19 protein-coding genes are annotated in these 26330 nt (G+C 54.9%); 16 read left to right on the plus strand and 3 right to left on the minus strand.

Annotated features, from left to right (window positions below):
- Positions 1-39: 39 nt before the first annotated feature.
- A complete protein-coding gene (locus tag CHB59_RS08405) occupies positions 40-1467 on the plus strand; it encodes an aminotransferase-like domain-containing protein (protein WP_089375782.1) in 1428 nt (475 codons plus the stop codon).
- A 14-nt stretch (positions 1468-1481) separates the two neighbouring features.
- On the opposite strand, the gene CHB59_RS08410 is transcribed toward CHB59_RS08405, so the two are convergent.
- A complete protein-coding gene (locus tag CHB59_RS08410) occupies positions 1482-1685 on the minus strand; it encodes a CstA-like transporter-associated (seleno)protein (protein ID WP_089375783.1) in 204 nt (67 codons plus the stop codon).
- Positions 1685-3754, minus strand: coding sequence for a carbon starvation CstA family protein (locus tag CHB59_RS08415; protein ID WP_089375784.1), 2070 nt, complete (start codon positions 3752-3754; stop codon positions 1685-1687). The genes CHB59_RS08410 and CHB59_RS08415 overlap by 1 nt, the downstream gene beginning before the upstream one ends.
- Positions 3755-3878: 124 nt before the next feature.
- Between CHB59_RS08415 and CHB59_RS08420 the strand changes: the two genes are divergently transcribed.
- The 13 genes from CHB59_RS08420 (at position 3879) to CHB59_RS08485 (ending at position 23837) form a co-directional block, all read left to right on the plus strand.
- Positions 3879-4190, plus strand: coding sequence for a hypothetical protein (locus tag CHB59_RS08420; protein WP_089375785.1), 312 nt, complete (start codon positions 3879-3881; stop codon positions 4188-4190).
- Between the two features lie 119 nt (positions 4191-4309).
- Positions 4310-6034, plus strand: coding sequence for an ABC transporter transmembrane domain-containing protein (locus CHB59_RS08425; RefSeq protein WP_425435873.1), 1725 nt, complete (start codon positions 4310-4312; stop codon positions 6032-6034).
- Positions 6035-6446: 412 nt separating this feature from the next.
- Entirely contained in the window at positions 6447-7259 is an 813-nt protein-coding gene (locus CHB59_RS08435) for a formate/nitrite transporter family protein (protein ID WP_089375788.1), read from the plus strand.
- A gap of 54 nt (positions 7260-7313) precedes the next feature.
- Entirely contained in the window at positions 7314-9041 is a 1728-nt protein-coding gene (locus tag CHB59_RS08440) for a bifunctional protein-serine/threonine kinase/phosphatase (RefSeq protein WP_089375789.1), read from the plus strand.
- Between the two features lie 129 nt (positions 9042-9170).
- Complete coding sequence (locus CHB59_RS08445; protein ID WP_089375790.1) at positions 9171-10442, plus strand: nitrate regulatory protein; 1272 nt, start codon at positions 9171-9173, stop codon at positions 10440-10442.
- A gap of 387 nt (positions 10443-10829) precedes the next feature.
- Positions 10830-12143, plus strand: a complete 1314-nt coding sequence (locus tag CHB59_RS08450) for an alginate export family protein (RefSeq protein ID WP_089375791.1) — start codon at positions 10830-10832, stop codon at positions 12141-12143.
- Between the two features lie 19 nt (positions 12144-12162).
- Entirely contained in the window at positions 12163-12915 is a 753-nt protein-coding gene (gene cobA, locus CHB59_RS08455; RefSeq protein WP_089375792.1) for a uroporphyrinogen-III C-methyltransferase, read from the plus strand.
- A gap of 53 nt (positions 12916-12968) precedes the next feature.
- Positions 12969-14180: a nitrate/nitrite transporter gene (locus CHB59_RS08460; RefSeq protein ID WP_089375793.1), complete on the plus strand. Its 1212-nt coding sequence runs from the start codon at positions 12969-12971 to the stop codon at positions 14178-14180.
- Positions 14181-14190: 10 nt separating this feature from the next.
- Positions 14191-15885: a bifunctional protein-serine/threonine kinase/phosphatase gene (locus CHB59_RS08465; RefSeq protein WP_089375794.1), complete on the plus strand. Its 1695-nt coding sequence runs from the start codon at positions 14191-14193 to the stop codon at positions 15883-15885.
- Positions 15886-16275: 390 nt separating this feature from the next.
- Positions 16276-18840, plus strand: coding sequence for a nitrite reductase large subunit NirB (gene nirB, locus CHB59_RS08470; RefSeq protein ID WP_089375795.1), 2565 nt, complete (start codon positions 16276-16278; stop codon positions 18838-18840).
- Positions 18841-18856: 16 nt separating this feature from the next.
- Positions 18857-19258 carry a nitrite reductase small subunit NirD gene (gene nirD / locus CHB59_RS08475; RefSeq protein WP_089375796.1) on the plus strand — a complete coding sequence of 134 codons (402 nt, stop codon included), beginning with the start codon at positions 18857-18859 and terminating at the stop codon, positions 19256-19258.
- Positions 19259-19276: 18 nt separating this feature from the next.
- Positions 19277-23446, plus strand: a complete 4170-nt coding sequence (locus tag CHB59_RS08480; protein WP_218816222.1) for a sulfite reductase subunit alpha — start codon at positions 19277-19279, stop codon at positions 23444-23446.
- A gap of 103 nt (positions 23447-23549) precedes the next feature.
- Positions 23550-23837 carry a hypothetical protein gene (locus tag CHB59_RS08485; protein ID WP_143738708.1) on the plus strand — a complete coding sequence of 96 codons (288 nt, stop codon included), beginning with the start codon at positions 23550-23552 and terminating at the stop codon, positions 23835-23837.
- 9 nt (positions 23838-23846) lie between these two features.
- Here the strand turns inward: CHB59_RS08485 and radC are convergent, their stop codons facing one another.
- Entirely contained in the window at positions 23847-24521 is a 675-nt protein-coding gene (gene radC / locus CHB59_RS08490; RefSeq protein ID WP_089375799.1) for a RadC family protein, read from the minus strand.
- 68 nt (positions 24522-24589) lie between these two features.
- On the opposite strand from radC, the gene coaBC reads away from it, so the two are divergent.
- The gene (coaBC, locus tag CHB59_RS08495; RefSeq protein WP_089375800.1) at positions 24590-25798 is read left to right on the plus strand and encodes a bifunctional phosphopantothenoylcysteine decarboxylase/phosphopantothenate--cysteine ligase CoaBC; all 1209 of its coding nucleotides are present in this window, start codon (positions 24590-24592) and stop codon (positions 25796-25798) included.
- On the plus strand, positions 25795-26247 hold the full coding sequence (dut, locus tag CHB59_RS08500; RefSeq protein WP_089375801.1) for a dUTP diphosphatase: 453 nt from the start codon (positions 25795-25797) through the stop codon (positions 26245-26247). The genes coaBC and dut overlap by 4 nt, the downstream gene beginning before the upstream one ends.
- Positions 26248-26330: the final 83 nt, after the last annotated feature.

Below are 26330 nucleotides of genomic sequence, written 5' to 3' on the forward strand. Positions count from 1 at the left end.
GTACAATGACAGCCGTCGCTGACTCAATCCTGATGGCCCATGAAGCTTTATGTCTCGTTTGCTGCGCGCATACGCGCGATGATAGATGAAGGCGTATTGCGACCCGGTGACAAGATATTCTCTGTACGTCAGGCCAGCCAGAAATACAACCTCAGCATCAGCACCGTCTTGCGGGCCTACCTGCTGCTGGAACAGGAAGGCATCATCAGCAGCCACCCTCAATCGGGCTACTACGTCACACCACGCAAACGCCAGAAGCAACGTGGATCGCCACTAGCCAAGGACATCAACCTCTCCGAGGTTGACACAAGCAAGTTAGTACTTACAACTCTGAAATCCATCCGTGAATTCGGCACAGTACCACTGGGCTCCCCATTCCCTGACCCTCAGCTGTTCCCGCTCAAGAAAATTCACCAATATGAGAAAGCCCTGACTGATAATGAGGGGGAATGGGGCATATTGAGCGAGCTGCCACCCGGCAATGAAATGCTGCGCCAGCAGATTGCCCGGCGCTATCTCGTGCACGACCTGGATATTTCGCCTGATGACATTGTCATCACCCACGGCGCAACAGAAGCCATCACGCTTTGCCTGCAGGCTGTTGCCAAACCCGGGGATATGATTGCACTGGAATCGCCGGGCTACTATGCACTGGCCCACACCGTGGAAAGATTGGGCATGCAGGTAGCGGAACTACGCACTGATCCTGATTCCGGCATAGACCTGGATGCCTTGCGCACGACAATCGCACAGTCGCGCATTGCTGCCGTAGTGCTCACAAGCAATTTCCAGAATCCGCTGGGCTTTGTCATGCCGGATGAAAAAAAACAGGCCCTGGTCAGCCTGCTTGCTGAACAACAGATTCCCTTGATCGAGGATGATGTTTACAGCGAGCTCTATTTCAGTGAGTTGCCTCCCAAGCCAGCCAAGGCATTTGATCATCATGGCCTGGTACTGCATTGCTCGTCATTTTCCAAATCCCTGGCGCCTGGCTATCGGGTGGGTTGGACAGCAGCCGGACGCTACCGCCAGGAAGTGGAGCGCCTCATGTTCCTCAACAGCCTGTCCCTGCCATCCGCCCCGCAGATTGCCATTGCCAAGTTCATGCAACGCGACAGTTTCGATCAGCACCTCAAACAATTGCGGCATACCCTGCGTTCGCAATATGTCCTGATCCGCAATGTAATCGAGGAAAGCTTCCCTGCAGGAACACAGCTTTCAGTACCCAAGGGCGGTTATGTCATATGGGTACAACTGCCACAGCAACTGGACGCCCTGAACCTGTATCGTGCTGCGATTGATAATGGCATTACGGTTGCTCCGGGAACGATATTCTCGCGCAGGAAAGACCTGACGCATTATATCCGCCTGAATTTCAGCCATCTCTGGACCCTGGCAATCGAACAGGCAGTACGTCACCTGGGTGCACTGGCTTGCGAGATGCTGGAAGAACCGTCACAGGATTGACACCACCACGCAGGTCAGCAACAGCGCTTCACGCCATCCCATTTTTCCTGCTGCCACAGCTGAAAGAACTCCTCGCGCGACAAGGGAGGCTGCTGGTGCTGGTGCGCGACCTGGTTTTTCCCATAGCATTGTAAGTAACGTTCATAGGCATCATCACCTGATACCTGACGCAGAAATCGCCAGCAGCGTCCCAGATACTGTCGCAAGGATGACAGCATCAGTCACGCACCCATGAAGAATCCAGTGCAGTCTGCACATGAGGCGTTTCCACCGAAGGCCTGACCGGCTTGCCAGCCAGGCTGCGATAACTCACGCGCAACATATCCAGGATCACAATCCAGAGCACTACGACAAAGAACAGGGTCAATACCGCATCCAGCTGCTGGTTAAAGATCAGTTGCGGTGCCACCGCCGCCTTCTCCGGAGGCAGAACGCCTGCTGCAAGCTTGGCTGACATATCATTGGCAGCCGCGAGGAAACCCACGCGTACATCAGTGCTGGTAATTTTCTCCCATGCGGCCGTGCTCGTCACGATCACCAGCCAGCTCAATGGCAATAACGTCACCCAGACATGCTTGAGCCGCCCGGACTTGATCAGGATGCCAGTACCCACTGACAACGCAATAGCTGCCAGCAACTGGTTGGAAATCCCGAACAACGGCCAGAGAATATTGACGCCGCCATTAGGGTCGATCACACCGATATAGAGGAAATATCCCCAACCGGCCACGACAATGGCGCTGGTCAGCAATACCGAGGGATACCAGGAAGTCCGGCCCATGCTGGGCCAGAAATTACCCAGCATGTCCTGCAACATGAAGCGGCCTACACGGGTACCTGCATCCAGGGTTGTCAGGATGAAAATCGCTTCGAACATGATGGCAAAGTGATACCACAATGCCAGCAGGTGCTGTCCGAAAGCACTGCCAAAAATACTCGCCATGCCGACAGCCAGCGACGGAGCCCCGCCGGTACGCGCAAACAGGGTAGCCTCCCCCATCTGTTGCGCAAGGAGCTCCATCTGTTCAACAGTCACAGGGAAACCCCAACTTGTAATGGTGGCCACAGCATCAGCTGCCTCCTTGCCTACCACACCCGCCGGGCTGTTGATGGCAAAAAATACGCCGGGATCAAGCACTGTCGCGGCAATCATCGCCATCACCGCGACAAATGATTCCAGCAACATGGCACCATATCCGATCATGCGGATATCAGATTCATTGGCAATCAACTTGGGTGTCGTGCCGGATGCAATCAGGGCATGGAAGCCGGATACAGCGCCGCAGGCAATAGTAATGAAAACGAATGGGAATAGACTTCCACCAAAAATTGGCCCGGTTCCATCAATGAACTGGGTCAACGCCGGCATCTTCACCTCGGGTTGCAGCAGGATAATGGCTACTGCCAGCAGGAAAATGGTACCCAGTTTCATGAAGGTGGAAAGATAGTCGCGTGGCGCCAGCAACAGCCAGACCGGCAGGATGGCGGCGGCAAAGCCGTAGGCAATCACCCACCAGGCGAGCGTCAGCCCATCATGGTTGAACAGGCTGCTCAGGTAAGGATGATGATCGATATACCCACCACCGAACACCGAGAGCAGCAGCAATATCACTCCTAGCACCGAAGCTTCCAGCACGCGGCCTGGCCGTAAGTGACGCATGTAAATACCCACTATCATAGCGATCGGTATTGTGGCAGCCACGGTCGATGTCGCCCATGCGCTATGTTTCATGGCATTGACTACAACCAGCCCCAGTACAGCAATCAGGATCACCATAATGGTGAACGTACCGATCAATGCTGCAAATCCCCCTACCGGCCCCAGTTCATCCCGTGCCATCTGCCCCAGGCTGCGACCATTGCGCCGTGTGGAAAGGAACAAGGTCACCATATCCTGTACTGCACCACCCAATACGGCACCGACCAATATCCATAACGTACCGGGTAGATAGCCGAATTGCGCCGCCAGCGTAGGGCCTACCAGCGGGCCAGGGCCTGCAATTGCAGCAAAATGGTGTCCGAACACCACCCACTTGTTAGTGGGTACATAATCACGACCATTATCCAGCCGCTCTGCCGGAGTGGCCCGGCTGGCATCCACCATCAATACTTTAGCCGCAATCCAGGCAGCATAAAAACGGTAGGCAATGGCAAATACACACACAGCCGCTGCGACAAACCAGAGTGCATTAATGCTTTCTCCGCGATGCAGCGCAATGCCACCAACCGCAGAAGCACCGATAACAGCGACCAGGAACCAGATCAGATATTGCAGTGTTTTATTCATTTAGGTTTATGATGCATATCAAATAATGCCCGTCAGTATAAAACCAAACCCACGGACTAGGTAAATCAGCCGGTATGGTTATTGCTAGTATTTTCATCCGCACTCATTCTTTTGAAGGATCAACATGAAATTACTCTGTACCAGCCTGTTCCTGGCGCTACTGGCATTGAGCCTGTCCGCAGAGGCAGCTCCCGACCCGGCGCAAGCGATTGAAACCACAACGGCAAACGGGGACAAGATACTGTTACACCCGAACGGCAAGTGGGAGTATGTGGATCAAGTAAAAAAAGCCGAGGCAGACAAGATTGCCAAGCAATATCCTGAAAACCAGGGCTGCCCTCCCGGCACTCAGGGAGGCGTATTCGGCGTTGGCCGCTGCATTCCGCCTGGTGACAAAGACTTCAATCGTGGTTCCATGAGTGGCAAGGGGCGTTGACCACACCTATGCAATAGCAGGTGGCAGTATAATCATCGAATTACCGGATAATCAGGAATACCGCCCTGCAGCCCATAACACCAAACAAGCCCACAGTGCTTCTGCATCAGCTATGGCCGTTGCTGCGACCATATCGCTGGCAGATCCTGCTGGCCTTTTTCCTGTTATGTGCCGCCTCCCTCACATTGCTGCTGGTGCCCCTGGCATTCCGCGACCTGATAGATCTGGGGTTTGGTTCCGACACTTCCAGCACGCATATTGAATCCAGCCTCAGCCGGCATTTCCTGTTATTGACTGGACTCGCTGCCTTCTGGGCGTTGGCAGTCGCCTGTCGCTATTACACGGTGTCATGGGTAGGTGAACGCGTCACTGCAGATTTACGCAGCCTGGTCTATCAACGCGTGCTGACACAGTCACCACAGTTCTTTGAAACCCTGCAAACCGGCGAGGTTCTATCACGCCTGACCACCGATACCACCCTGATCCAGACTGTGATCGGCAGTTCAGTTTCCATGGGATTGCGCAGCCTGATACAGCTCATCGGCGGCATGGTCATGCTGGCACTGACCAGCTGGTATTTATTCTCACTCAACCTCGGGCTCATGTTGCTGGTCACCCTGCCGGTCATGCTGATTGGGCGCAAGGTAAAACACCTCTCACGCGAATCGCAGGACCGGATTGCCGACAGCTCAGCCATGGCTGGGGAAATCCTCAACGCCATGCCTACAGTACAATCCTATGGACAGGAAAACCGGGAAACCAATCGCTTCCGCCACAGCGTGGAGGTCAGTTTCAACACGGCAATCCGTCGTACCCGCGTGCGGGCTGCGTTGGCAGCTGTTGTCATTGCAGGCATCAGTGGTGCAATTGTATTTGTCCTGTGGATCGGCGCCCGCCAGGTTGGCAGTGGAGAACTATCAGGCGGACAATTGGCTTCCTTCATCCTTTATGCAGCCCTGGTAGCTGGCAGTGTCAGTACACTGGCCGAAGTCTGGGGTGATATCATGCGCGCAGCCGGTGCCACCGGGCGCCTGCTGGAACTACTTGATGCACAACCAGCCATTGAAAATCCACAACAGCCGGAAACACTACCGCAGCTCGATCAGGTAAGCATCACGCTGAGTGAAGTAAGCTTTTACTATCCATCAAAGCCAGACCAGCCTGCATTGAACAATATATCCCTGCAAATCCAGCCGGGAGAAACCATTGCCCTGGTCGGTCCTTCTGGCGCAGGAAAATCCACCTTATTCCAACTGCTGTTGCGTTTCTATGATCTCCACCATGGGACAATCCACTTCAATGACCGGGACATACGTTCATTGAGATTGCAGGACTTGCGCAGCATGATGGCACTGGTGCCGCAAGACCCAGTGATTTTCTCCAGCAGCGCACTGGAAAATATCCGTTATGGCAAACCAAATGCCAGTGACGATGAAGTCAGACAAGCCGCCAGGGCGGCCTATGCCGATGATTTTATCCAGGCCTTGCCACAAGGCTACGATACCTTCCTCGGAGAGCGAGGCACCCGTCTTTCCGGCGGCCAGCGCCAGCGTATTGCCATTGCCCGCGCCATGCTCAAGGATGCACCCATCCTGCTGCTGGATGAAGCGACAAGCGCCCTGGATGCGGAATCGGAAATTCTGGTTCAGCAGGGCTTGAACTCAGTCATGCACGGCAGGACCACCCTGGTAATTGCCCACCGTCTCGCCACTATCCAGGATGCTGATCGCATCGTGGTACTGGAACATGGACGCATCATCGAGACCGGGACACCGAGTGAGTTACGGCAGCAATCGGGCCTTTATAGCCGTCTTGCCAAACTGCAACTGGATATCCAGCCATAACCATGCACCGCGATAAAGCGGATTTCTACTCAACTGCACTACAACCGTGCAATCAACGCCTGAACACGGCCAGGCAAGCACGAGCAACAACCGCACATGGAACATAACGGTGAAGACTCATCCGTCATGCTCTTGCTACGCCTGCCTGCACACAGCGTTGCTGTCATAACCAGAGACCATCATGCCTGCTGCACTATTCAACCCTGCATACTTTTTATCAACCCGGCATATTTTTTGCTGCATGAATTCATGAATGCACTATCTGGGATCAGGCCATGAGTGGCACCGGCATCCCAACATAGCGCTATCTTCCCCAAAAAATTGATTATCGGGACAACGGCGTCCACTTCAGGTACCTGCCAATGGTTACCTGAAGCGGGCGCTTTTTTATTGTTAAATTGAGGTGCAATGTATGGCTTATCTTCTACCTTCAGAGTTCGTGACCAAAATGGTCGATGCCGGCGAATCCAAGATATTCATGTCGACCCGGGATACCCTGATCCGGGCCTATATGGCCGGCGCCATCCTGGCATTGGCAGCTGTCTTTGCCGTGACAGCATCCGTGCAGACCGGCTATCCGCTGATCGGCGCCATTCTTTTCCCGGTCGGATTCGTCATGCTCTACCTGCTGGGTTTCGACCTGTTGACCGGCGTATTTGTCCTCACCCCCCTTGCCCTGATTGATAAACGTCCTGGTGTCACCATCAAAGGTGTGCTGCGCAACTGGGGGCTGGTATTTGCCGGTAACTTCCTCGGTGCATTCACCGTCGCGATTTTCATGGCCATCGTCTTTACCTTTGGTTTTGCAACTGAACCAGACAAAATAGGCACCATCATCGCCGGCATAGGTGAAAAACGCACGCTGGGCTATGCCGAGTTTGGAGCTGCTGGCATGCTGACCGTCTTCATCCGCGCCGTCATGTGCAACTGGATGGTATCCACCGGCGTAGTCGGCGCCATGATTTCCACCAACGTATCCGGCAAGGTCATCGCGATGTGGATGCCGGTCATGGTGTTTTTCGCCATGGGCTTCGAGCACTCCATCGTCAATATGTTCCTCTTCCCTTCCGCCCTGATCATGGGTGGCAATTTCTCCATCATGGATTACCTGATCTGGAACGAACTGCCTGTGGTGCTGGGCAACCTGGTCGGAGGCTTGGCATTCACCGGGCTGACTCTGTATTCCACCCACGTCAGGACAGCACCAAAACGTAAGATTGGTTGATTCTCAATCGAGCCATGGTGGCTTCCTCCACCATGGTTACACCCTGATACAAGTATGAGCAATCCACTCACTATTTCCATCGGCCAGCATTCAGACCGGGGACACAAGGACATCAACCAGGACTTCCATGGCGCCTGTGTACCACAAGGTCATCAGCTCACCACCAAAGGCATCTTGGTGGCGCTGGCTGACGGCATCAGCAGCAGCACTGTCAGCCAGGTTGCCAGTGAATCGGCAGTCAGGAACCTGCTGAGCGATTATTACTGCACATCCGATGCGTGGAGCGTCAAGCACGCCGTGCAATGCGTGCTGAGTGCGATCAATGCCTGGTTATATGCCCAGACCAGGAGCAGCCAGTACCGCTATGACCAGGATAAGGGCTATGTCTGCACCCTCAGCGCCTTGGTGATCAAGTCCAGCCAGGTGCACCTCTTTCATGTCGGAGACACGCGCATCTACAGGCTCAGCGGCCAATCGCTCGAACAACTGACCGAAGATCACAGAGTCAGCATCCATACTGCGCAGAGCTACCTGAGCCGGGCACTGGGCATAGGCCCGCAAATCGAGATCGACTACCTGTCCATGCCGGTTGAAGAGGGAGATATTTTCCTGCTGGCTTCGGACGGCGTGTACGAATATATGGACGCGCAATGCATCTCCGCTGCCATTGCCGCCAACACGCATGATCTTGATGCCGCCGCGCAGCAGATCGTGGCAGCAGCCCTTGAACGCGGCAGCCAGGATAACCTGACGCTACAGATTGTCAGGATTGACCATCTGGATCATCGTCAACCCCGCCCGTTCCTGCCATCTTCCATCCTGCCTGCCCCGCCTATGCTGGAAGCGCGGATGGAATTTGACGGATACCATATTGTCCGGGAGCTGCATCACAGCCATCGCAGCCACCTCTACCTGGCAATAGACAATGATTCTGGTCAGCAGGTGGCGCTCAAGACACCATCGACTGACCTGAGCGCAGATGTGGCGCAATTGAACCGCTTCGCACTAGAAGAATGGGTAGCGCGGCGTATCAACCACGCCCACGTGCTGAAACCATGTCAGCGCCAACGGAAACCGCAGTATATCTACGTCGCCATGGAGTTCATTGAAGGCATCACTCTGGCGCAATGGATGAGGGACAATCCCAGACCAGACCTGGAAACAGTGCGTGGCATCATTGAACAGGTTGCCAAGGGCCTGCAGGCCTTTCACCGCGCTGAGATGCTTCATCAGGACCTGCGTCCGGAAAATATCATGATAGACCGCCATGGCATCGTCAAAATCGTCGATTTCGGCTCTGTCTGGGTCGCAGGTCTGGAGGAATGTGATTTCACGGAGATTTCTCCCGTCCCAGGCACCATTCAGTACATGGCGCCCGAATATTTTCTCGCAGGTGCCGGCTCGCCACTTTCAGACCAATTTTCACTGGGCGTCATTGCCTACCAGATGTTGACTGGGAAACTGCCTTACGGTGCCCAGGTCGCCAGGATCAAGACCGGGGCGCAACTACAGCGCCTACCCTATATTTCTGCCATTCATCGGCACGAAAACATTCCATCCTGGATAGATGATGCGCTGGCAAAAGCCGTTCACCTGGAAGCGGAAAAGCGCTACCCTGCCTTGTCGGAATTCATCCATGACCTGAGGCATCCCAACCGGAAATTCCTCAACCGGCACCAGGGCGGCCTGCTGGAGAAGAACCCTCTCCTGTTCTGGAAAACCACCAGCCTGCTATTACTGCTGCTGGTCATTATCCTGCTATACATCATCCAACGTTCCTGAGGCCATATGCAATAACACCCTGGCCTCCCCCTCATTTCCTGTCTCGCCATTGACATCATGGCTGGCCCATCATCACTGAATCAGCATCCGCCATGCGGTTGCGCATGATTTTTGCTAGCGAATTAGATTATGAAAGATATTTCTCCCGACCACACCATTATCCTGGCCAAGATGCGCCACATCGAAGAGCTCGAGCAATTATCGATATGCACTGCATTTGTCGATACTATCGGCCTGCTCATTCACCAGATCCAGGCCGAGCGGGGCGCCAGCTGCCTTTACCTGGCTTCATCAGGCCAGCGTTTCGGCAACGAGCGCAGCGACATCATTGAGCAGAACCAGGATGCAGAACTGAAATTCCGCGAGGCATTACAACGCCACCTGGACCAGAACAACCTGGTCGATGCCAAGCAGCTGACCCTGGTTTCATGGATACTGCTGGGGTTCGACCAGATGACGGCGCTGCGCCACCAGATCACCCTGCACAAGATTTCGTTTCCTGATTGTATTGCATCATTCAACCGCTTTATCGGCAGCCTGATCTCGCTGATCTTTGACATTACTGACAATGCCGTCAACAGCAGGATATCCACTTCCCTGCTCGCGCTTTACAACCTGGTGCAGGGCAAGGAATTTGCCGGGCAGGAGCGTGCCGTAGGCTCTTATATGTTTGGTTCAGGCCAGGTACAACAGGAACACCAGCAAAAGCTGCTGGAACTGATTGTCCTGCAGGACAGGCATTTCGAACTGTTCTGCCAATTCGGCGGCAAAGCATTGCACAAGGCCTGGACAGCTGCCATGGGTGCCAGCACCCAGCATAGATACCAGCAATATCGTCACAAGCTCACCCATGCCCAGGATGGGCAGAGCGTGAAAATACATGATGGATATGAATGGTTCGAACTTTGCAGCCAGCGACTCAGCGAAATGTGGCAGATGCAGTGCTGGCTGATCAAGGACATGCATGACATGCTGGAAACGCTGATCAACGATGCCAAGAACGATCTGGCAAAGACCCGCCAGTACCTGCAAAAAACACAACGCCAGCCAGCCAAGCAGCCTACTGCGCTGGACAGCACCTTCTTCAACCTCTCCATCCCGGTGGAGAATGCCTATACCTTTCTGGCACATGACAAGCAGCATTCCTACCCGATGGAATCCATCGTCTCGCTATTGCAACAACAATCACAGCAGATCGCCGAGATTGAGAATGAACTGGCTGAAACCAAGCAGGCACTGGCAGAGAGAAAACAGATTGAACGCGCCAAGGGCCTGCTCATGAGTCAGCGCGGCATCAGCGAGGTAGAGGCTTATAAAATCCTGCGCAGCACAGCCATGGAACAGAATCGCAAAATCATTGATGTGGCCAACAACATCCTGGCCAGGCACTCCCTGGTTTGATGGGCTATAAGCGTGGTGCACCCGCACTCCAGTGGTGCAATCCGGCACAATGTTCCAAATCCAACCAATATCCCGGTTGCGGATAAATATCCTTATGAAACAAACAGCTCCTGAAATTCACTTCTCCTGGCACAGCACTTGCTAACACCTGAGTAAGCAGTGGCAGCCAATGATGGTCGCTACCGTGCAGTACAGAGTTTGAAGACCGGGGACAAAGGCGTCCTGATGACAGACAACACATGGTCTGTCATCAGGACGCCTTTTTGTTTTGGCGCTTCGCCTGTCACTGGGGAAACAGGACAAAACGCCTAGCTCCTGAAAAAAGAAGGCCCGTCGGGCAGGACGGGCCGGTACTGCAATGTCACTTCCATAGCAAAGGAGCAACGAATGAAAGGTAATGCGAGATTTCGCGCACGTCAAGCCTGTCTGGGCATACTGCTGGCTGCTGCAGTTTCAGGGGCACAGGCAGCAGAGGAAAACCAGGCGGATTTCAGCCTGCTTGATGCCATCAAGACTGGCAAGAACATGAGCAGCCTACGCCTGCGTTATGAGCACGCTGAACAGGATAACCGCAGCGAAAATGCCGATGCCTTCACCTTGCGCACCCTGATCGGATGGCAGACTGCAGACTTCCATCATTTCAGCCTTGGTGTCCAGTTGATCAATGTTGCCAAGCTGGTTGATGACTACAATGATATGGACAAGGGAGTCTCACAACCCGGCATGGCCAACTACCCGGCCATTGCTGACCCTGACTCCACAGACATCAATCAACTCTACCTTGATTGGAATGGCATCAAGGATACCAGCATCCGTCTGGGAAGACAGTCGGTCAAGCTGGATAACGTGCGCTTCATCGGCAATATCGAGTTCCGCCAGCTCATGCAGGTATTTGACGGCATCGCCATTGAAAATAAGAGCCTGCCCGATACCAGCCTTTATTTCGCCCATTTCGAGCGAGTTCGGCAAACCAATAACCGCAAACGCAGCGGCAACCTGGATATTGTCCATGCCACTTACAGCATTTCCCCCAGTGAAACCTTGTCCGCCTACGGCTATTTCAATAATTTCAATGACCTGGGATTCAATGCCACCAACGGATTAGGCGCGAATGCTGACGCTTCCAACAAAACCCTGGGCCTGCGGCTGGATGGGACTCGCACACTGGACGACCAATGGAAACTCCTCTACACCGCCGAATACGCCAAACAGACGGATTATTCCGGCGGTGATTCCCGCATTGATGCCCATTATCTACGGATTGGTGCTGGCGCCATGCTCCAGAGCTGGTATCTGCGCATTGACCAGGAAACACTGTCGAGCAATCACGGCCAATACGCTTTCCAGACTCCTTTTGGCACCAATCACCTGTTCCAGGGCTGGGCCGACCATTTCCTGGTAACACCGGTCTGGGGCATGAAAGACAGTTTCCTCAGCATCGGCGGCAAACCTTTGCCACAACTTAGTCTGCAGGGTGAGTTCCATGTGTTCCGCGCGGATGAAAACTTTGCCCGCTTCAATGGCGGTTCTGGCGACCACTACGGCAACGAAATCGACCTCGCCGCCAGCTGGAGTTTCAACAAGCAGCTGTCACTGAAAGTGGAGTACGCCAAGTTCCGCGAAGGCGACCGTATTGCGCTTTCTACTGCACGCAAACCCGATCTAGAACGCATCTGGCTCACCGCCTTGTATACCTTTTAATTTGCAAAGGATCATCATCATGACAGGCAAAATTTATCTGATAGGCGCAGGTCCGGGCGATGCCGAACTCATCACGCTCAAGGCAGTCAGGGCACTTGCTGCTGCCGATGTAGTGTTGCTGGATGATCTGGTCAATCGTGAACTCCTGCAGCATGCACCTCAAGCTCGCGTCATTGAGGTGGGCAAGCGGGGCGGCTGCAAATCCACCCCCCAGCATTTTATCAACCGCATGATGGTCGCCCTGGCCGAACAAGGCCAGGTAGTCGCTCGTCTCAAGGGCGGTGATCCGTTCCTGTTCGGCCGTGGCGGCGAGGAAATGCTGGCCGCACGCCAGGCCGGAATCCAGGTTGAGGTCATACCCGGCATCACCAGCGGCATTGCAGTTCCCGCCACCTTGGGCATTCCCGTGACACACCGCTCTTATACGCATGGTGTCAGCCTGGTGACCGGGCACCTGCAGGATGATGATCACAGCCAGCAATGGCGAGCCCTCGCAGCCAGCGGCACCACGCTGGTGATCTATATGGGGATGAAACACTTGACCAGCATCATCAGCGAATTGCGGGCAGCAGGCATGGATGCCAGTACACCCGTAGCCGCCATCCAGAGTGGCTCGCTACCGGAACAGCAGCACGTGATCAGTACGCTGGAGTATCTGCCTATGGCAGTACAGCAGGCAGGGCTTGCCAGCCCGGCCATCATCGTTGTTGGCGATGTAGTGCGGCTGGCCCATGGCAACGAACTGCTGCAATCCATCTCCATGGCAGCCTGACAGGCCTCACCACCATCCATACAACATCCATGATATTTGCATAGGAACCCATCATGAAACAGAACTTCTGGCAGGCAGGACACAAGCCCACGCTATTTTCCGCATTCCTCTATTTCGACCTCAGCTTCATGGTCTGGGTATTGCTCGGGCCACTGGCGGTACAAATCGCCGGTGATCTGGCGTTGACCCCGGCGCAGAAAGGCATGATGGTCGCCACTCCCGTACTGACCGGTGCCTTGCTGCGTATGGTCATGGGGATACTGGTCGACCAGATACAACCCAAGAAAGCAGGCATCATAGGCCAGGTCATCGTCATTGCCGCCCTGGCCTTTGCCTGGCTAAATGGCATCCATAGTTATCAGCAAGCCCTGGTTCTTGGTGTCTTCCTGGGTGTTGCTGGCGCGTCATTTGCTGTAGCCCTGCCGCTTGCCTCACGCTGGTATCCGCCCGAGCACCAGGGTACCGCCCTTGGTATTGCTGGTGCGGGCAATTCCGGCACCGCATTGGCGGCATTGTTCGCGCCGGGGCTGGCGCTGGCATTCGGCTGGAACAATGTCTTCGGCCTGGCCCTGATTCCACTTGTCATCACCCTGGTGCTTTACAGCCTGTTGGCAAAGGATGCACCCAACCCACCCGCATCCAAGTCCCTGGTTGAATACCTCAACGTGCTGAAGGACAAGGATGCATGGTGGTTCATGTTTTTTTATAGCGTCACATTTGGCGGCTTTGTCGGCATGGCATCCTCACTCACGATCTACTTCAATGACCAGTATGGCCTGGATGCCGTGCATGCCGGATATTTCACAGCGGCCTGCGTATTTGCCGGTTCACTGGTGCGCCCGATAGGCGGCAACCTGGCTGACCGTCTCGGCGGCATCCGCACATTGAGCGTCATGTATATCATTGCCGCCAGCTTCTTGTTTATCCTCAGCCTGGGTCTCAAGGCACAGTTGAGCGGCCTGCTGGTCGTGATCTGCGCCATGATGGCAATGGGCATGGGCAATGGTGCAGTATTCCAGCTTGTGCCACAACGTTTCCGCAAGGAAATAGGCGTCATGACTGGACTCATCGGCATGGCAGGCGGCATTGGCGGTTTCTACCTGGCTTCCAGCCTGGGCTATTCCAAACAGCTCACGGGCAGCTACCAGTTTGGCCTCATCATGTTTGCCATCCTGGCCGTCATTGCCCTAGTAGGACTGACCTTTGTCAAGCAACGCTGGCGCACCACCTGGGGCTCTGCAGCAGTGACAAGTGCCAAGATTTAAGGACACCGGAATGGCATTGGTATTTCGTACCGGGTTAAGTTCAGTCACCGGGCAGCGTGAGCGCAATGAAGATTTTGCCAGCATGGTCACACCAGACCATGCCACGCTGAAACTCAAGGGGGCCATTTTCGCCGTGGCTGATGGCGTCAGCGGCAATGCGGGCGGGCGTGAGGCAGCGGAGATGACCGTGCGCAGCCTGTTGACGGACTATTACGCCACGCCAGACACCTGGGAAATCCCGGCGGCCCTGGACAAGGTGCTCAATGCCGCCAATCGCTGGGTATTGTCACAAGCCATGCAGCATCGGGAAATGGCAGGCATGGCAACTACCCTGACATTACTCGTCATGCGCGGCCAACGCTATTACTCAGCCCATGTCGGTGACAGCAGGCTGTACCGCCTGCGTAACGGCAGGCTGGAATGCCTGACTACCGACCATGTCTGGGATAGGCCCGATATGCGCCATGTATTGAAGCGCGCTGTCGGGCTGGACCAGCAACTCAGCGTGGATTATGCCGAAGGCCAACTGCAGGTGGGTGACCGCTATGTCCTGATGACTGATGGTATCTGGGCCACCCTGCCGGAGACACGATTACAGCAATTGCTACAACAATACGCGCCGCCGCAGGCAATTGCCGACATTCTCACGCGAGAATCCTTACAGGCAGGCGGCAGCGACAACGCCACTGCCATTATCATTGAAATAGATGCTGTCAGTGAGAACACACTGACTGACTTTCTCGCCGGGAGCAGGCAACTCAAGCCTCCGGCAAAACTCAAGGTTGGCGAGACGCTCGACCAGTTTGAAATCATTGAGATACTGCACCAATCCCGCGCCAGCCTGGTATACAAGGTTCGCCACGTACAAAGCGGGCAATTGTGGGCATTGAAAACCCTGCAACCCTTGCTGACCAATGACCCGCAAAGCTGCTCGGCCCTGCTCAATGAGGAATGGCTGGCCAAGCGCATCAGTTCGCAATATCTACCACAAGTACTGCCACTGGACGCAGACACACGCAGCCATCTCTACTACGTCATGAGCTGGCACGAAGGCGCAACGCTGCAACAACGCCTGCAGCACGGCCATCATTTCACCACAGCAGGCATCACCCGCATCGGCCAGGAAATGCTGCGTGGAATCGGCGCACTGCACCGCATGCACGTGCTGCACCGCGACATCAAGCCTGCCAACCTGCACATGGGCAAGGATGGACGGCTGCGCATCCTGGATTTAGGCGTTGCATCCAGCGGACACATTTCCACCCAGGAAGCCATGCCCAATCCGGGAACGCCGAGCTTCATGGCGCCGGAGTTGTTTGAACATGCAGAATCCAGCGTACAGAGCGATATCTATGCAGCCGGCGTCACGCTCTACTACCTGCTGACCCGCAAATATCCCTATGGCGAAATTGAGCCATTCCAGCATCCCCGCTTTGGCGATCCAGTCCCTCCGACACGCTATCGTCCTGATATTCCCGGATGGCTGGAAAACATCATCCTCAGGGCGGTCGCACGCAATCCTGCATCACGTTTCGAAACCGCAGAGGAAATGTTGCTGGCACTGGAGGTGGGAGAAACCCGACCCATCCTGCCCATGCAGCGCACGCCGCTGATTGCCCGCGCCGGTCTGCAACAATGGCAGTGGATGGCCGTCAGCTCATTGCTCATCAACCTTCTATTGCTATACCTGCTGCTCGTATCATGAACCTTACCAGGCACCCTTGACCGCAATACAACACATTCATGATTCCTGCCTTGCACTGGTTCTGTGCCTCGGTTCAGTTTTAGTGCGGAGACTCTGTACATCCTGAGTTTCAATAGTCTTATAAAAATAATTATCTTTTTATTTTCATGATGTTATATAAATAATCAACAATGGCACACATGTTGCTTTTATTCATACAACAGCTCTCTTCCTATAAGTGAGCATTGAGATAAAGGATTCGCCCTGACAGGCAATCCTTTCACGGACAACGGCGTCCATTACTTGTTCAGCACTGCCCAGGGCAACTGCTACGCAAGTAATGGGCGCCGTTTTGTTTTTGGCAATGACGAACAGAAGCATGCGTCTTCTGACTTCACAGGAAACACGATAATGGATGCAAACACCCACATTGTAGTAGTAGGCAACGGTATGGTAGGCCACTACTTCGTGCAGGAACTGGTCAAACGCCACCCTGACCTGGCTGCAGCAAACCTACAAATCACCGTATTGGGTGAAGAACCACGCCCGGCTTATGACCGTGTGCACCTTTCAAGCTTCTTTTCCGGCAGTACAGCCGAAGATCTGTCATTGGTGGAGCCTGGATTCTACGACCGGCCTGGCCTGGAGCTGCGCCTGAATGCCCGGGTTGGCATGATCGACCGCAGACAGCACCTCGTCATTCTGGCAGATGGCGACGCGTTGCACTACGACAAACTGGTATTGGCAACCGGCTCCGTTCCTTTTGTACCCGGCGTGGCTGGCCGCGATCGTGAGAATTGCTTTGTCTACCGCACCATAGAAGACCTGGAAGCCATGACGGCAGCAGGCACCAAAGCCAAGAGCGGTGTTGTGGTTGGCGGCGGCCTGCTGGGCCTTGAATGCGCAAAGGCACTACGCGACATGGGATTAGAAACCCATGTGGTAGAGTTTGCCCCACGCCTGATGGCAATGCAGGTGGATGAAGCTGGCGGTCAGGTATTACGCAGCAAGATTGAGGAACTGGGCGTGCATGTCCACACCAGCCGCAACACCACGGCGATCACCGATGGCGCCACTGCACGGCATCGCATGGTCTTCTTTGACGAAACCTGGCTGGAAACGGACATGATCGTCTTCTCTGCCGGTATCCGTCCGCGTGACGAACTGGCACGTGAATCCGGCCTGGCCATCGGCGCGCGCGGCGGCATCGCGATTGATAACTCATGCCGTTCCAGCGATCACGACATCTATGCCATCGGCGAATGTGCCAGCTGGAATGACGAGATGTTCGGCCTGGTGGCCCCTGGTTATGACATGGCCCGTGTGACATGTGCTCATTTGTTCGGCGACACCACAAACACATTCCAGGGTGCAGACATGAGCACAAAACTCAAGCTCATGGGCGTGGATGTGGCAAGTGTAGGCGATGCGCACGGCAAGACCCACGGCAGCCGCAGTTATCAATACCTGGATGAAGTACGCAAGGTCTACAAGAAGATTGTCGTCAGCGAGGATGGCAAGCAATTGCTGGGCGCCGTGCTGATCGGCAATGCTGACGAATACGGCACCCTGCAGCAAATGACGGTCAATGCCATGCCATTGCCGGAAAACCCTGAGTTCCTCATTCTACCTTCCAGCGATGGCAAGGAGAAATCAGGCCTGGGCGCGGATGCCTTGCCGGAAAGTGCTGTGCTGTGCTCATGCAACAACGTGACCAAAGGCAGTATCGGCGCAGCCGTGGCAGCCGGCTCCTGCACCATTGCTGAGATCAAGGCCTGCACCAAGGCAGGCACAGCCTGCGGCGGCTGCGTTCCGCTCGTGACGCAGGTCATGAAAGCAGAGATGCTCAAGCATGGCATGGCAGTGAACAATCACTTGTGCGAACACTTCCCTTACTCACGCCAGGAGCTCTACCACCTGGTTCGCGTGGAGCAGATCAAGTCTTTCGATGAGTTGTTGTCCAAACATGGCAAGGGCCTGGGGTGCGATATCTGCAAACCCACGGCTGCCAGCATACTGGCATCCTGCTGGAACGATTTCATCCTCAAGAAAGGCCTGGCTTCCTTACAGGATTCCAATGACTACTTCCTGGGCAATATCCAAAAGGATGGCAGTTATTCCGTCGTACCGCGCATGCCAGGCGGTGAAGTCACTCCTGATGGCCTGATTGCCATCGGCCAGATTGCCAAGAAATATGGTCTCTATACCAAGGTTACTGGCGGCGCACGCGTGGACATGTTCGGTGCCCGCGTCGAGCAGTTACCCAACATCTGGGAGGAGCTGATCGCTGCCGGTTTCGAGTCCGGCCACGCTTACGGCAAATCCCTGCGTACAGTGAAAAGCTGCGTCGGCTCCACCTGGTGCCGCTATGGCGTGGACGACAGCGTGGGCCTCGCCGTACAGCTGGAGAACCGCTACAAAGGCCTGCGCGCGCCGCACAAGATCAAGTTCGGCGTCTCGGGATGCACCCGCGAATGCGCAGAAGCCCAGGGCAAGGACGTGGGCGTCATCGCCACCGAAAACGGCTGGAACCTCTACGTCTGTGGCAATGGCGGCATGAAGCCACGCCATGCCGAGTTGCTGGCAAGCGATCTCAGCAAAGAGGATTTGCTCAGGATGATAGACCGCTTCCTCATGTTCTACATCCGCACTGCCGACCGCTTGCAACGCACCAGCACATGGCGCGACAACCTCGAGGGCGGCCTGGATTACCTCAAGAATGTGGTCATCCATGATTCGCTGGGCCTGGGTGCCGAACTGGAAGCGCAAATGCAGCATGTGGTGGACAACTACCAGGACGAATGGAAAACCGCCGTCACCGATCCCGAAGTGCGCAAGCGTTTCCGCAGCTTCGTCAACAGCCCGGAAGGTGACAACAACATCGTGTTCGTACAGGAACGCGAGCAGATGCGTCCTGCCACACCAGCAGAAAAACAGCAGTCAAAAATCATCCAGATCCTGGCATTGGTTGATTAATCACCGGAGTATCAACATGAGCCAATTACAACAAACAGCAACCCTATCAACCTCAGGCAAGATGCCAATGTCCATGCCGGTACCACATGCAGATAGCTGGCAGGCAATCTGCCCGTTGGATGATATCTGGCCTAGTACTGGCGTCTGCGCCCTCATGCATGGACGGCAGATTGCGATTTTCCGCATGCATGACGATGTGTTGTATGCCATCGACAATCACGACCCGCATAGCGGGGCCAATGTATTGTCGCGCGGCATTATCGGCGACCTGGGTGGTGAACCGGTAGTGGCCTCTCCCATCTACAAACATCACTACCAGCTGCGCACAGGTGCATGCGTGGAAGATGCCGGAACACAGTTGCATACCTACCCGGTACAGCTACGTGACGGCATGGTCTGGCTAAACATCACTGCCTAGCCAGAACCGATGACCACCATGACAAAAGTAAAGTCAGTTTGTCCTTACTGCGGTGTCGGCTGCGGTATTGTCATGGAGGTCAAGGATAACCGTGTGATCAAGGTAGTCGGGGACAAGGAACACCCTACCAACTTTGGACGCCTGTGCACCAAGGGAAATACCTGCGCACAGGCATTGGTGGATTCCGGGAGACTGGAGCACGCCTATATGCGCAAACAACGCAATGAGGAGCCATCGCGCACCAGCCTCGACACCGCCATCAAGGAGTCTGCAATCCGCCTGCGTGCCATTATCGACACTCATGGTCCGGATGCAGTAGCATTATATGTCTCGGGGCAAATGTCGATTGAATCCCAATACCTAGCCAACAAGCTGATCAAGGGCTATATCGGCAGCAATAATATCGAGTCAAATTCCCGCCTGTGTATGGCAAGTGCTGGTAGTGGGTACAAACTATCACTAGGTGCCGACGGCCCTCCCGGCTCTTACCAGGATTTCGACCAGGCCGACCTGTTCTTCGTCATTGGCGCCAACATGGCAGACTGCCACCCCATCCTGTTTCTGCGTCTGATGGACAGGGTCAAGGCAGGCGCCAGGCTGATCGTGGTCGACCCACGCCGCAATACCACCGCCGACAAGGCCCACCTGTTCATGCAGATCAGGCCGGGCACCGACATGGCATTACTCAATGGCCTGTTGCACCTGCTGCACAGGAATGGCCATACTGATCCTGACTTCATTGCCAGTTTCACTGAAGGCTGGGAAGCCATGCCTGCATTTCTGCAAGACTACACGCCGGAGAAAGTATCGGCTATCACCGGCATCCCGGAAGACGACATTATCCAGGCTGCGGAATGGATAGGCAGCACAAAGAACTGGATGAGCTGCTGGACCATGGGCCTGAACCAAAGCACGCACGGCACCTGGCACACCAATGCCATCTGCAACCTGCACCTGGCGACAGGCACCATCTGCCGTCCGGGCAGCGGGCCGTTTTCGCTGACAGGCCAACCCAATGCCATGGGTGGCCGCGAAATGGGCTATATGGGGCCGGGGCTGCCAGGTCAACGCTCAGTGCTGGCCGAACAGGACAGAGAATTCATCGAAGCACTCTGGGGCGTGCCAGCCGGCACCCTGCATACCCGCTCGGTAGGTGGCACTGTTGCCATGTTCGAGCAAATGGCTGCCGGCAAAATCAAGGCATGCTGGATCATCTGCACCAATCCCGTGGCCAGTGTCGCCAACCGCCAGAATGTGATTGCGGCACTGCAGCAGGCTGAGCTGGTCATTACCCAGGATGCCTTCCTCGACACCGAAACCAACTGCTACGCCGACATTCTCCTCCCCGGTGCCTTATGGGCCGAGGCTGAAGGCGTAATGATCAACTCCGAACGCAACATGACCCTGATGCAGCAAGCAGTGACGCCACCCGGGGAAGCCATGGCAGACTGGCAGATCATCGCCAGAATTGCCTGTGAAATGGGTTATACGGAGGGTTTCAGCTACGCTTCGGCAGATGAGGTATTCGACGAAATACGTCGCGCTTCGAACAGCAAGACCGGTTATGACATCCGCGGCGTCAGCCACCAGCGCCTGCGCGAGACACCATTGCAATGGCCATGCCCACCCGACAGCACAAAAGATCGCCATCCTGTCCGCTATCTCAACGATGGCATCAGCCAGCAACGCAAGGTCCATGCTGACGGCAGCGTCCCCACGCTTGCCTTCGCAACCGAAAGCGGGAAAGGGATATTTTTTGCCCGGCCATACCTGCCTCCAGCGGAAATGCCGGACCAGGATTTCCCCATTGTGCTCAACACCGGACGCTTGCAACATCAATGGCATACGATGACCAAGACCGGCAAGATCCCGACCTTGAACAAGCTCAACCCCGGTCCATTCATAGAGATCAATCCAGAAGATGCCACCGTATTGGGAATTACGGAACAGGATCGCGTTGAAATTCGCTCACGGCGCGGACGTGCCATCCTGCCTGCCATCGTGACAAGCCGCGTATTACCTGGTAATGCCTTTGCCCCCTTTCACTGGAATGATGCCTTTGGTGAGGATCTCGCCATCAACGCTGTCACCAGTGACGCTATCGACCCCTTGTCACAACAACCCGAATTCAAGTTCAGCGCTGTTGCTCTGAGCAAAATGACAACACCATCGGCTGCCACACCAGCCAACAGCAGGGATGAGGATATGTGCGCTCGCCCCGAGGTGGATGCCAATACAAGTAATACGAAGGAAATTACCATGAAAGATATTGATGCCCTATCTCAATTACTAGGCCTGGAGACTGCTCCTGCCATCCAGCTCGCACCGGAGGAACAACTTTACCTGCAAGGCTACGTCACTGGCTTGCGTAGCGATGCCTCCCGCCAGGCTGGCGGTGTGCCGACTCTCCCAACCACCGCGCCGCTACATCCGGAACGCAGGATGCTGGTGGATGGCATTCTGGCAGGTCTGTTCGCCAGAACCTGGCTTTCACCCTCAGTCACACTGAAACAAGCCGCAGATGCCAGTTCATCCCAACCTGGCATCCACATTTTATGGGCTTCGCAAACCGGCAATGCGGAAACCTTTGCCGCAGAGTGCGTGGAACACCTGCAGGCTGCAGGCTGGCAAACTACGCTTAGCAGCATGGATGATATTAAGTTGACTGACCTGGCAAAGACCTCCCATGTGCTGTTACTGACCAGCACTTTCGGCGATGGCGACCCTCCCGACAATGGTGTCCAGTTCTGGTCGGCGTTACAGGCAGACAATGCTCCTGACTTATCTGCCCTGCGTTATGCCGTACTGGCTTTCGGGGATTCAAATTATGACCAATTCTGCGGTTTCGGACGCAATCTTGATGCGCGTCTATCAGACCTGGGAGCAAGCCAGATCACCGAACGTGCAGACTGTGAGCCGGAATATGCCGAAACTGCCCGCCCCTGGCTGGACAAGGTGGTTGCAGCTCTCAACAGACAGAAGACCGCTGTCAGCCAATCCGAGCTGGTATTAGCTGAAGGCGACGTCATTGAGAGTGCCGAGGAAACCACTACCTCAACACCTGCAAGCTATACGCGCCAGCAACCATTGCAAGCCAGGCTGGTCATGAATCAACGCCTGAACGCAGTAGGTTCGGAGAAGGAAATCAGGCAATTTGCCTTCGACATCAGCCACAGCAACTTCAGCTATGAAGCCGGTGATGCCCTGGGTGTCTGGCCTACCAACAGCCCTGAACTGGTCGGAGATGTGTTGGCGGCATTGAATCTATCTCCCTCCATCAAGGTCAACCTCAAGGATCAGGGCGAAACCACGCTGGTTGAAGCCTTGTCACATCATTACGAAATATCCCGTATCACACCGGAATTACTTAAGTTTGTAAGCGCACACTCTGAAAATAGAGAGCTAGCTACCCTGCTAGATGACAACCACAAAACTGAACTCAGGCAATGGCTGTGGGGAAAGCAGATCATTGACCTGTTACATGCCTACCCGATCAACAAGGTAGACGTCCATGCATGGCTCGCGGTGTTGAAGCGTCTACAGCCACGCCTTTACTCCATTTCCTCCAGTCCCAAATATTTCGCGGACCAGGTGCACCTCACGGTATCAGTGGTGCGTTACGGCACTGAACATGCTCCTCGCGGCGGGGTATGCTCCACCTTCCTTGCCGATCGGGCCATCAACGGCGATGTGCCGATTTTCCTGCAGAAATCTGCGCATTTCCGTCCCCCAAAGCATCCTAATACTCCCTTGATCATGGTTGGGCCTGGCACAGGTATCGCGCCATTCCGCGCATTCCTGCAGGAACGCCAGGCCATTGGTGCCACCGGCAAGAACTGGTTATTCTTCGGAGAACAACATGCAGAAACGGATTTTTACTATCGTGAGGAACTGATCGCCATGCAACAGGCAGGTTATCTGCATAGACTGGATACCGCCTTTTCCCGTGACCAGGCAGAGAAAATCTATGTGCAACACCGCATGCTGGAGCACGGCGCCGAATTATGGCAATGGCTGGAACAAGGGGCGCATTTCTGTGTATGCGGCGATGCAAGCAGGATGGCAAAGGATGTAGATGCGGCGCTCAAGCAGCTTATCCAGGATCACGGCAAACTGAGCCAGGAAGCTGCCCTTCAATATGTGACAAAAATGACACAAGATAAGCGGTATGTACGGGATGTGTACTGATCCAAGTTGATAGCAGAAAAGCAGGAACCAACTCTGGACGTGCGTGTCACTCCTGACAATGGCACAATTGCGCCATGATAAGAATGACACTCAGGAACATGACATGAAACATATCCTTTTTGCCGCCATACTGGGAAGCGCATTGATCTCCCAGGCCTGGGCCAACAATACTGGCTCGGCACAGCAAGCCACTACTGCGGAAGGCGAACGCATCATCCTGAATGATGATGGTAGCTGGAAGTATGCTGATGACGCCAAGGCTGAAGAGCATACTACTGCCAACAGCAAGGACTGCCCAGCCGGCTCTCAGGGTGGTTGGTTCGGTACCCGCTGCATCCCACCCGGCGACAAGGCATTCAATCGCGGGTCACTGAGTGGCAAGGGACGCTGATGAAAATATCTAAAGCAACCCGCGCTCCGAGAACGCAATCACCTGGTTGCCCGCAACCACAAAGTGATCCAGGACCCGGATATCAATCAGGCTGAGCGCCGCTTGCAGTGTTTCAGTCAGCGCCCGATCTGCCTGACTGGGTTCTGGCACCCCCGATGGATGGTTATGCGCAAATATCACGGCAGCTGCATTGTAATGCAGGCTGCGCTTTACCACTTCGCGGGGGTAGACGCTGGTCTGTGTCAGCGTACCACTGAACAATTCCTCTATCGCCAATACCCGATGCTGGGCATCAAGGAATATCCCGATAAATACTTCCCGCGGTAATGCGCCTATCTTCAGGCTCAGGTATTGCCGCACAGCCTGCGGCGAGGTCAGCACGTCCCGCGCCTGCATTTCCTCAAGCAATGCCCGCCGGCTCATCTCAAAAATGGCCTGCAACTGCACAAATTTGCTGACACCCATGCCGTGCACCTGCTCAATTTCCTGCAGGCTGGCAGCAAAAATGCCATTCAGGCTGGAAAAACGGTTCAGCAACTCCCGCGCCAGGTCAACAGCACTTTTCCCCACGACGCCAGTTCTCAGGAAAATTGCCAGTAACTCGGCATCAGAAAGCGTCATGGCGCCATTCGCCAACAGTTTTTCCCGGGGACGCTCCCCTTCCGGCCAATCAGTAATCGCCACGGTTCAGCCTTTCATATAAAATCAAGCAACTCCATAGCGCAGTATGACTGCATCTGCACATTATTCTGATGAGCCATTATTCCATAAAAAAACTCTTGCTCGGCGTCACTGGCGGCATTGCTGCCTATAAATCTGCCGAGCTTGTCAGGTTACTGGTAAAACAAGGGATCGATGTGCAAGTTGTCATGACCTCGGCAGCCACACAATTTGTCACACCCATGACGTTCCAGGCGCTGTCTGGCAACCCGGTTTATACGGATCTCTGGCAGCCGGATACTGGCAATGGCATGACGCATATCGAGCTTTCACGCAGAGTGGATGCTATTCTGGTTGCGCCGGCCAGTGCTGATTTCCTGGCGAAATTGGTGCATGGAGCTGCCGGTGACTTGCTCTCTACCCTGTGCCTGGCGCGCAATTGCAAACTATTTGTCGCGCCCGCCATGAACCAGCAGATGTGGCACAACCCCGCCACGCAACGCAATATTCATCAACTACAGCACGACAATGTTCACGTACTCGGCCCGGCCACTGGCTCCCAGGCCTGTGGTGAGACCGGCCCGGGCCGCATGCTGGAAGCAGAAGAGCTGCTTGCATTACTGCAGGCCAGTACCCAGCCTCAATTACTGGCTGACAAACGTATTCTGATCACGGCAGGCCCCACTCATGAGGCCATAGACCCAGTACGCGCCATCACCAATCACAGCTCAGGGAAAATGGGTTACAGCATCGCGCGTGCCGCCATCGAGATGGGGGCAGAAGTCACACTGGTCAGCGGCCCCGTTGCACTACAGGCTCCTGCTGCGGCCAGGACAGTGCATGTCACCAGTGCACAGGAAATGCTGGCTGCAGTGGAGAGTAATATCAAGGGGCAGGATATCTTCATTTCCGTCGCTGCCGTTGCAGACTATCGCCCACAAACAGCCAGTGTGCATAAAATCAAGAAAAGCACAGCCCCCCTGACCCTGACCCTGGCAAGCAACCCGGATATTCTCGCTACGATTGCGGCACGCGCCGACGCTCCTTTCTGTGTGGGTTTTGCTGCAGAAAGTGAAAACCTGCTTGCCCATGCGGAGGAAAAAAGACGCAGGAAACAATTACCGTTGATTGCTGCCAATATTGCGAGCGAGTCTCTGGGCCAAGATGAAAGTAGTCTGGTATTGCTGGACGACCAGGGCAGCCACCTCTTGCCACAGGCCCCAAAACTCACATTGGCGCGCGGACTATTGCAACATATTGCTGCGATGCTGGACCACCCAATTACGAAAGCACATCCATGACATTGAAAATAGACGTCAAGATTCTCGATTCCCGTTTGCAACACATGTTGCCCAATTACGCCACCCCAGGCTCGGCAGGCCTTGACCTGCGTGCCTGCATCGAGCATACCCAGACCCTGGGGCCGGGCGAAACCATCCTGATCCCTACCGGTATGGCCATCCACCTGGCTGATCCCGGCTACGCTGCCCTGATCCTGCCACGCTCAGGCCTGGGCCACAAACACGGCATTGTGCTGGGCAACCTGGTAGGCCTGATCGATTCGGATTATCAGGGCCAACTCCTGGTTTCCTGCTGGAACCGCAGCAAGGAAAGCTTCATCCTCAACCCCATGGAGCGCATTGCCCAGCTGGTCATTGTCCCGGTCGTACAAGCCAGCTTCAACCTGGTGAATGATTTTGTCAGCAGTGATCGTGGCGAAGGCGGCTTTGGCAGTACCGGTAAACACTGATTTCAAATAAAAATCTGTGAATGCTCTTGAAAAGAGTCGCTTTTTCATGGTATAAATGCGGTCTTTTCGAATTTCGGAGTCCG

The organism is Methylobacillus rhizosphaerae, from assembly GCF_900187985.1.
In the GTDB taxonomy this organism is placed as follows: domain Bacteria; phylum Pseudomonadota; class Gammaproteobacteria; order Burkholderiales; family Methylophilaceae; genus Methylobacillus; species Methylobacillus rhizosphaerae.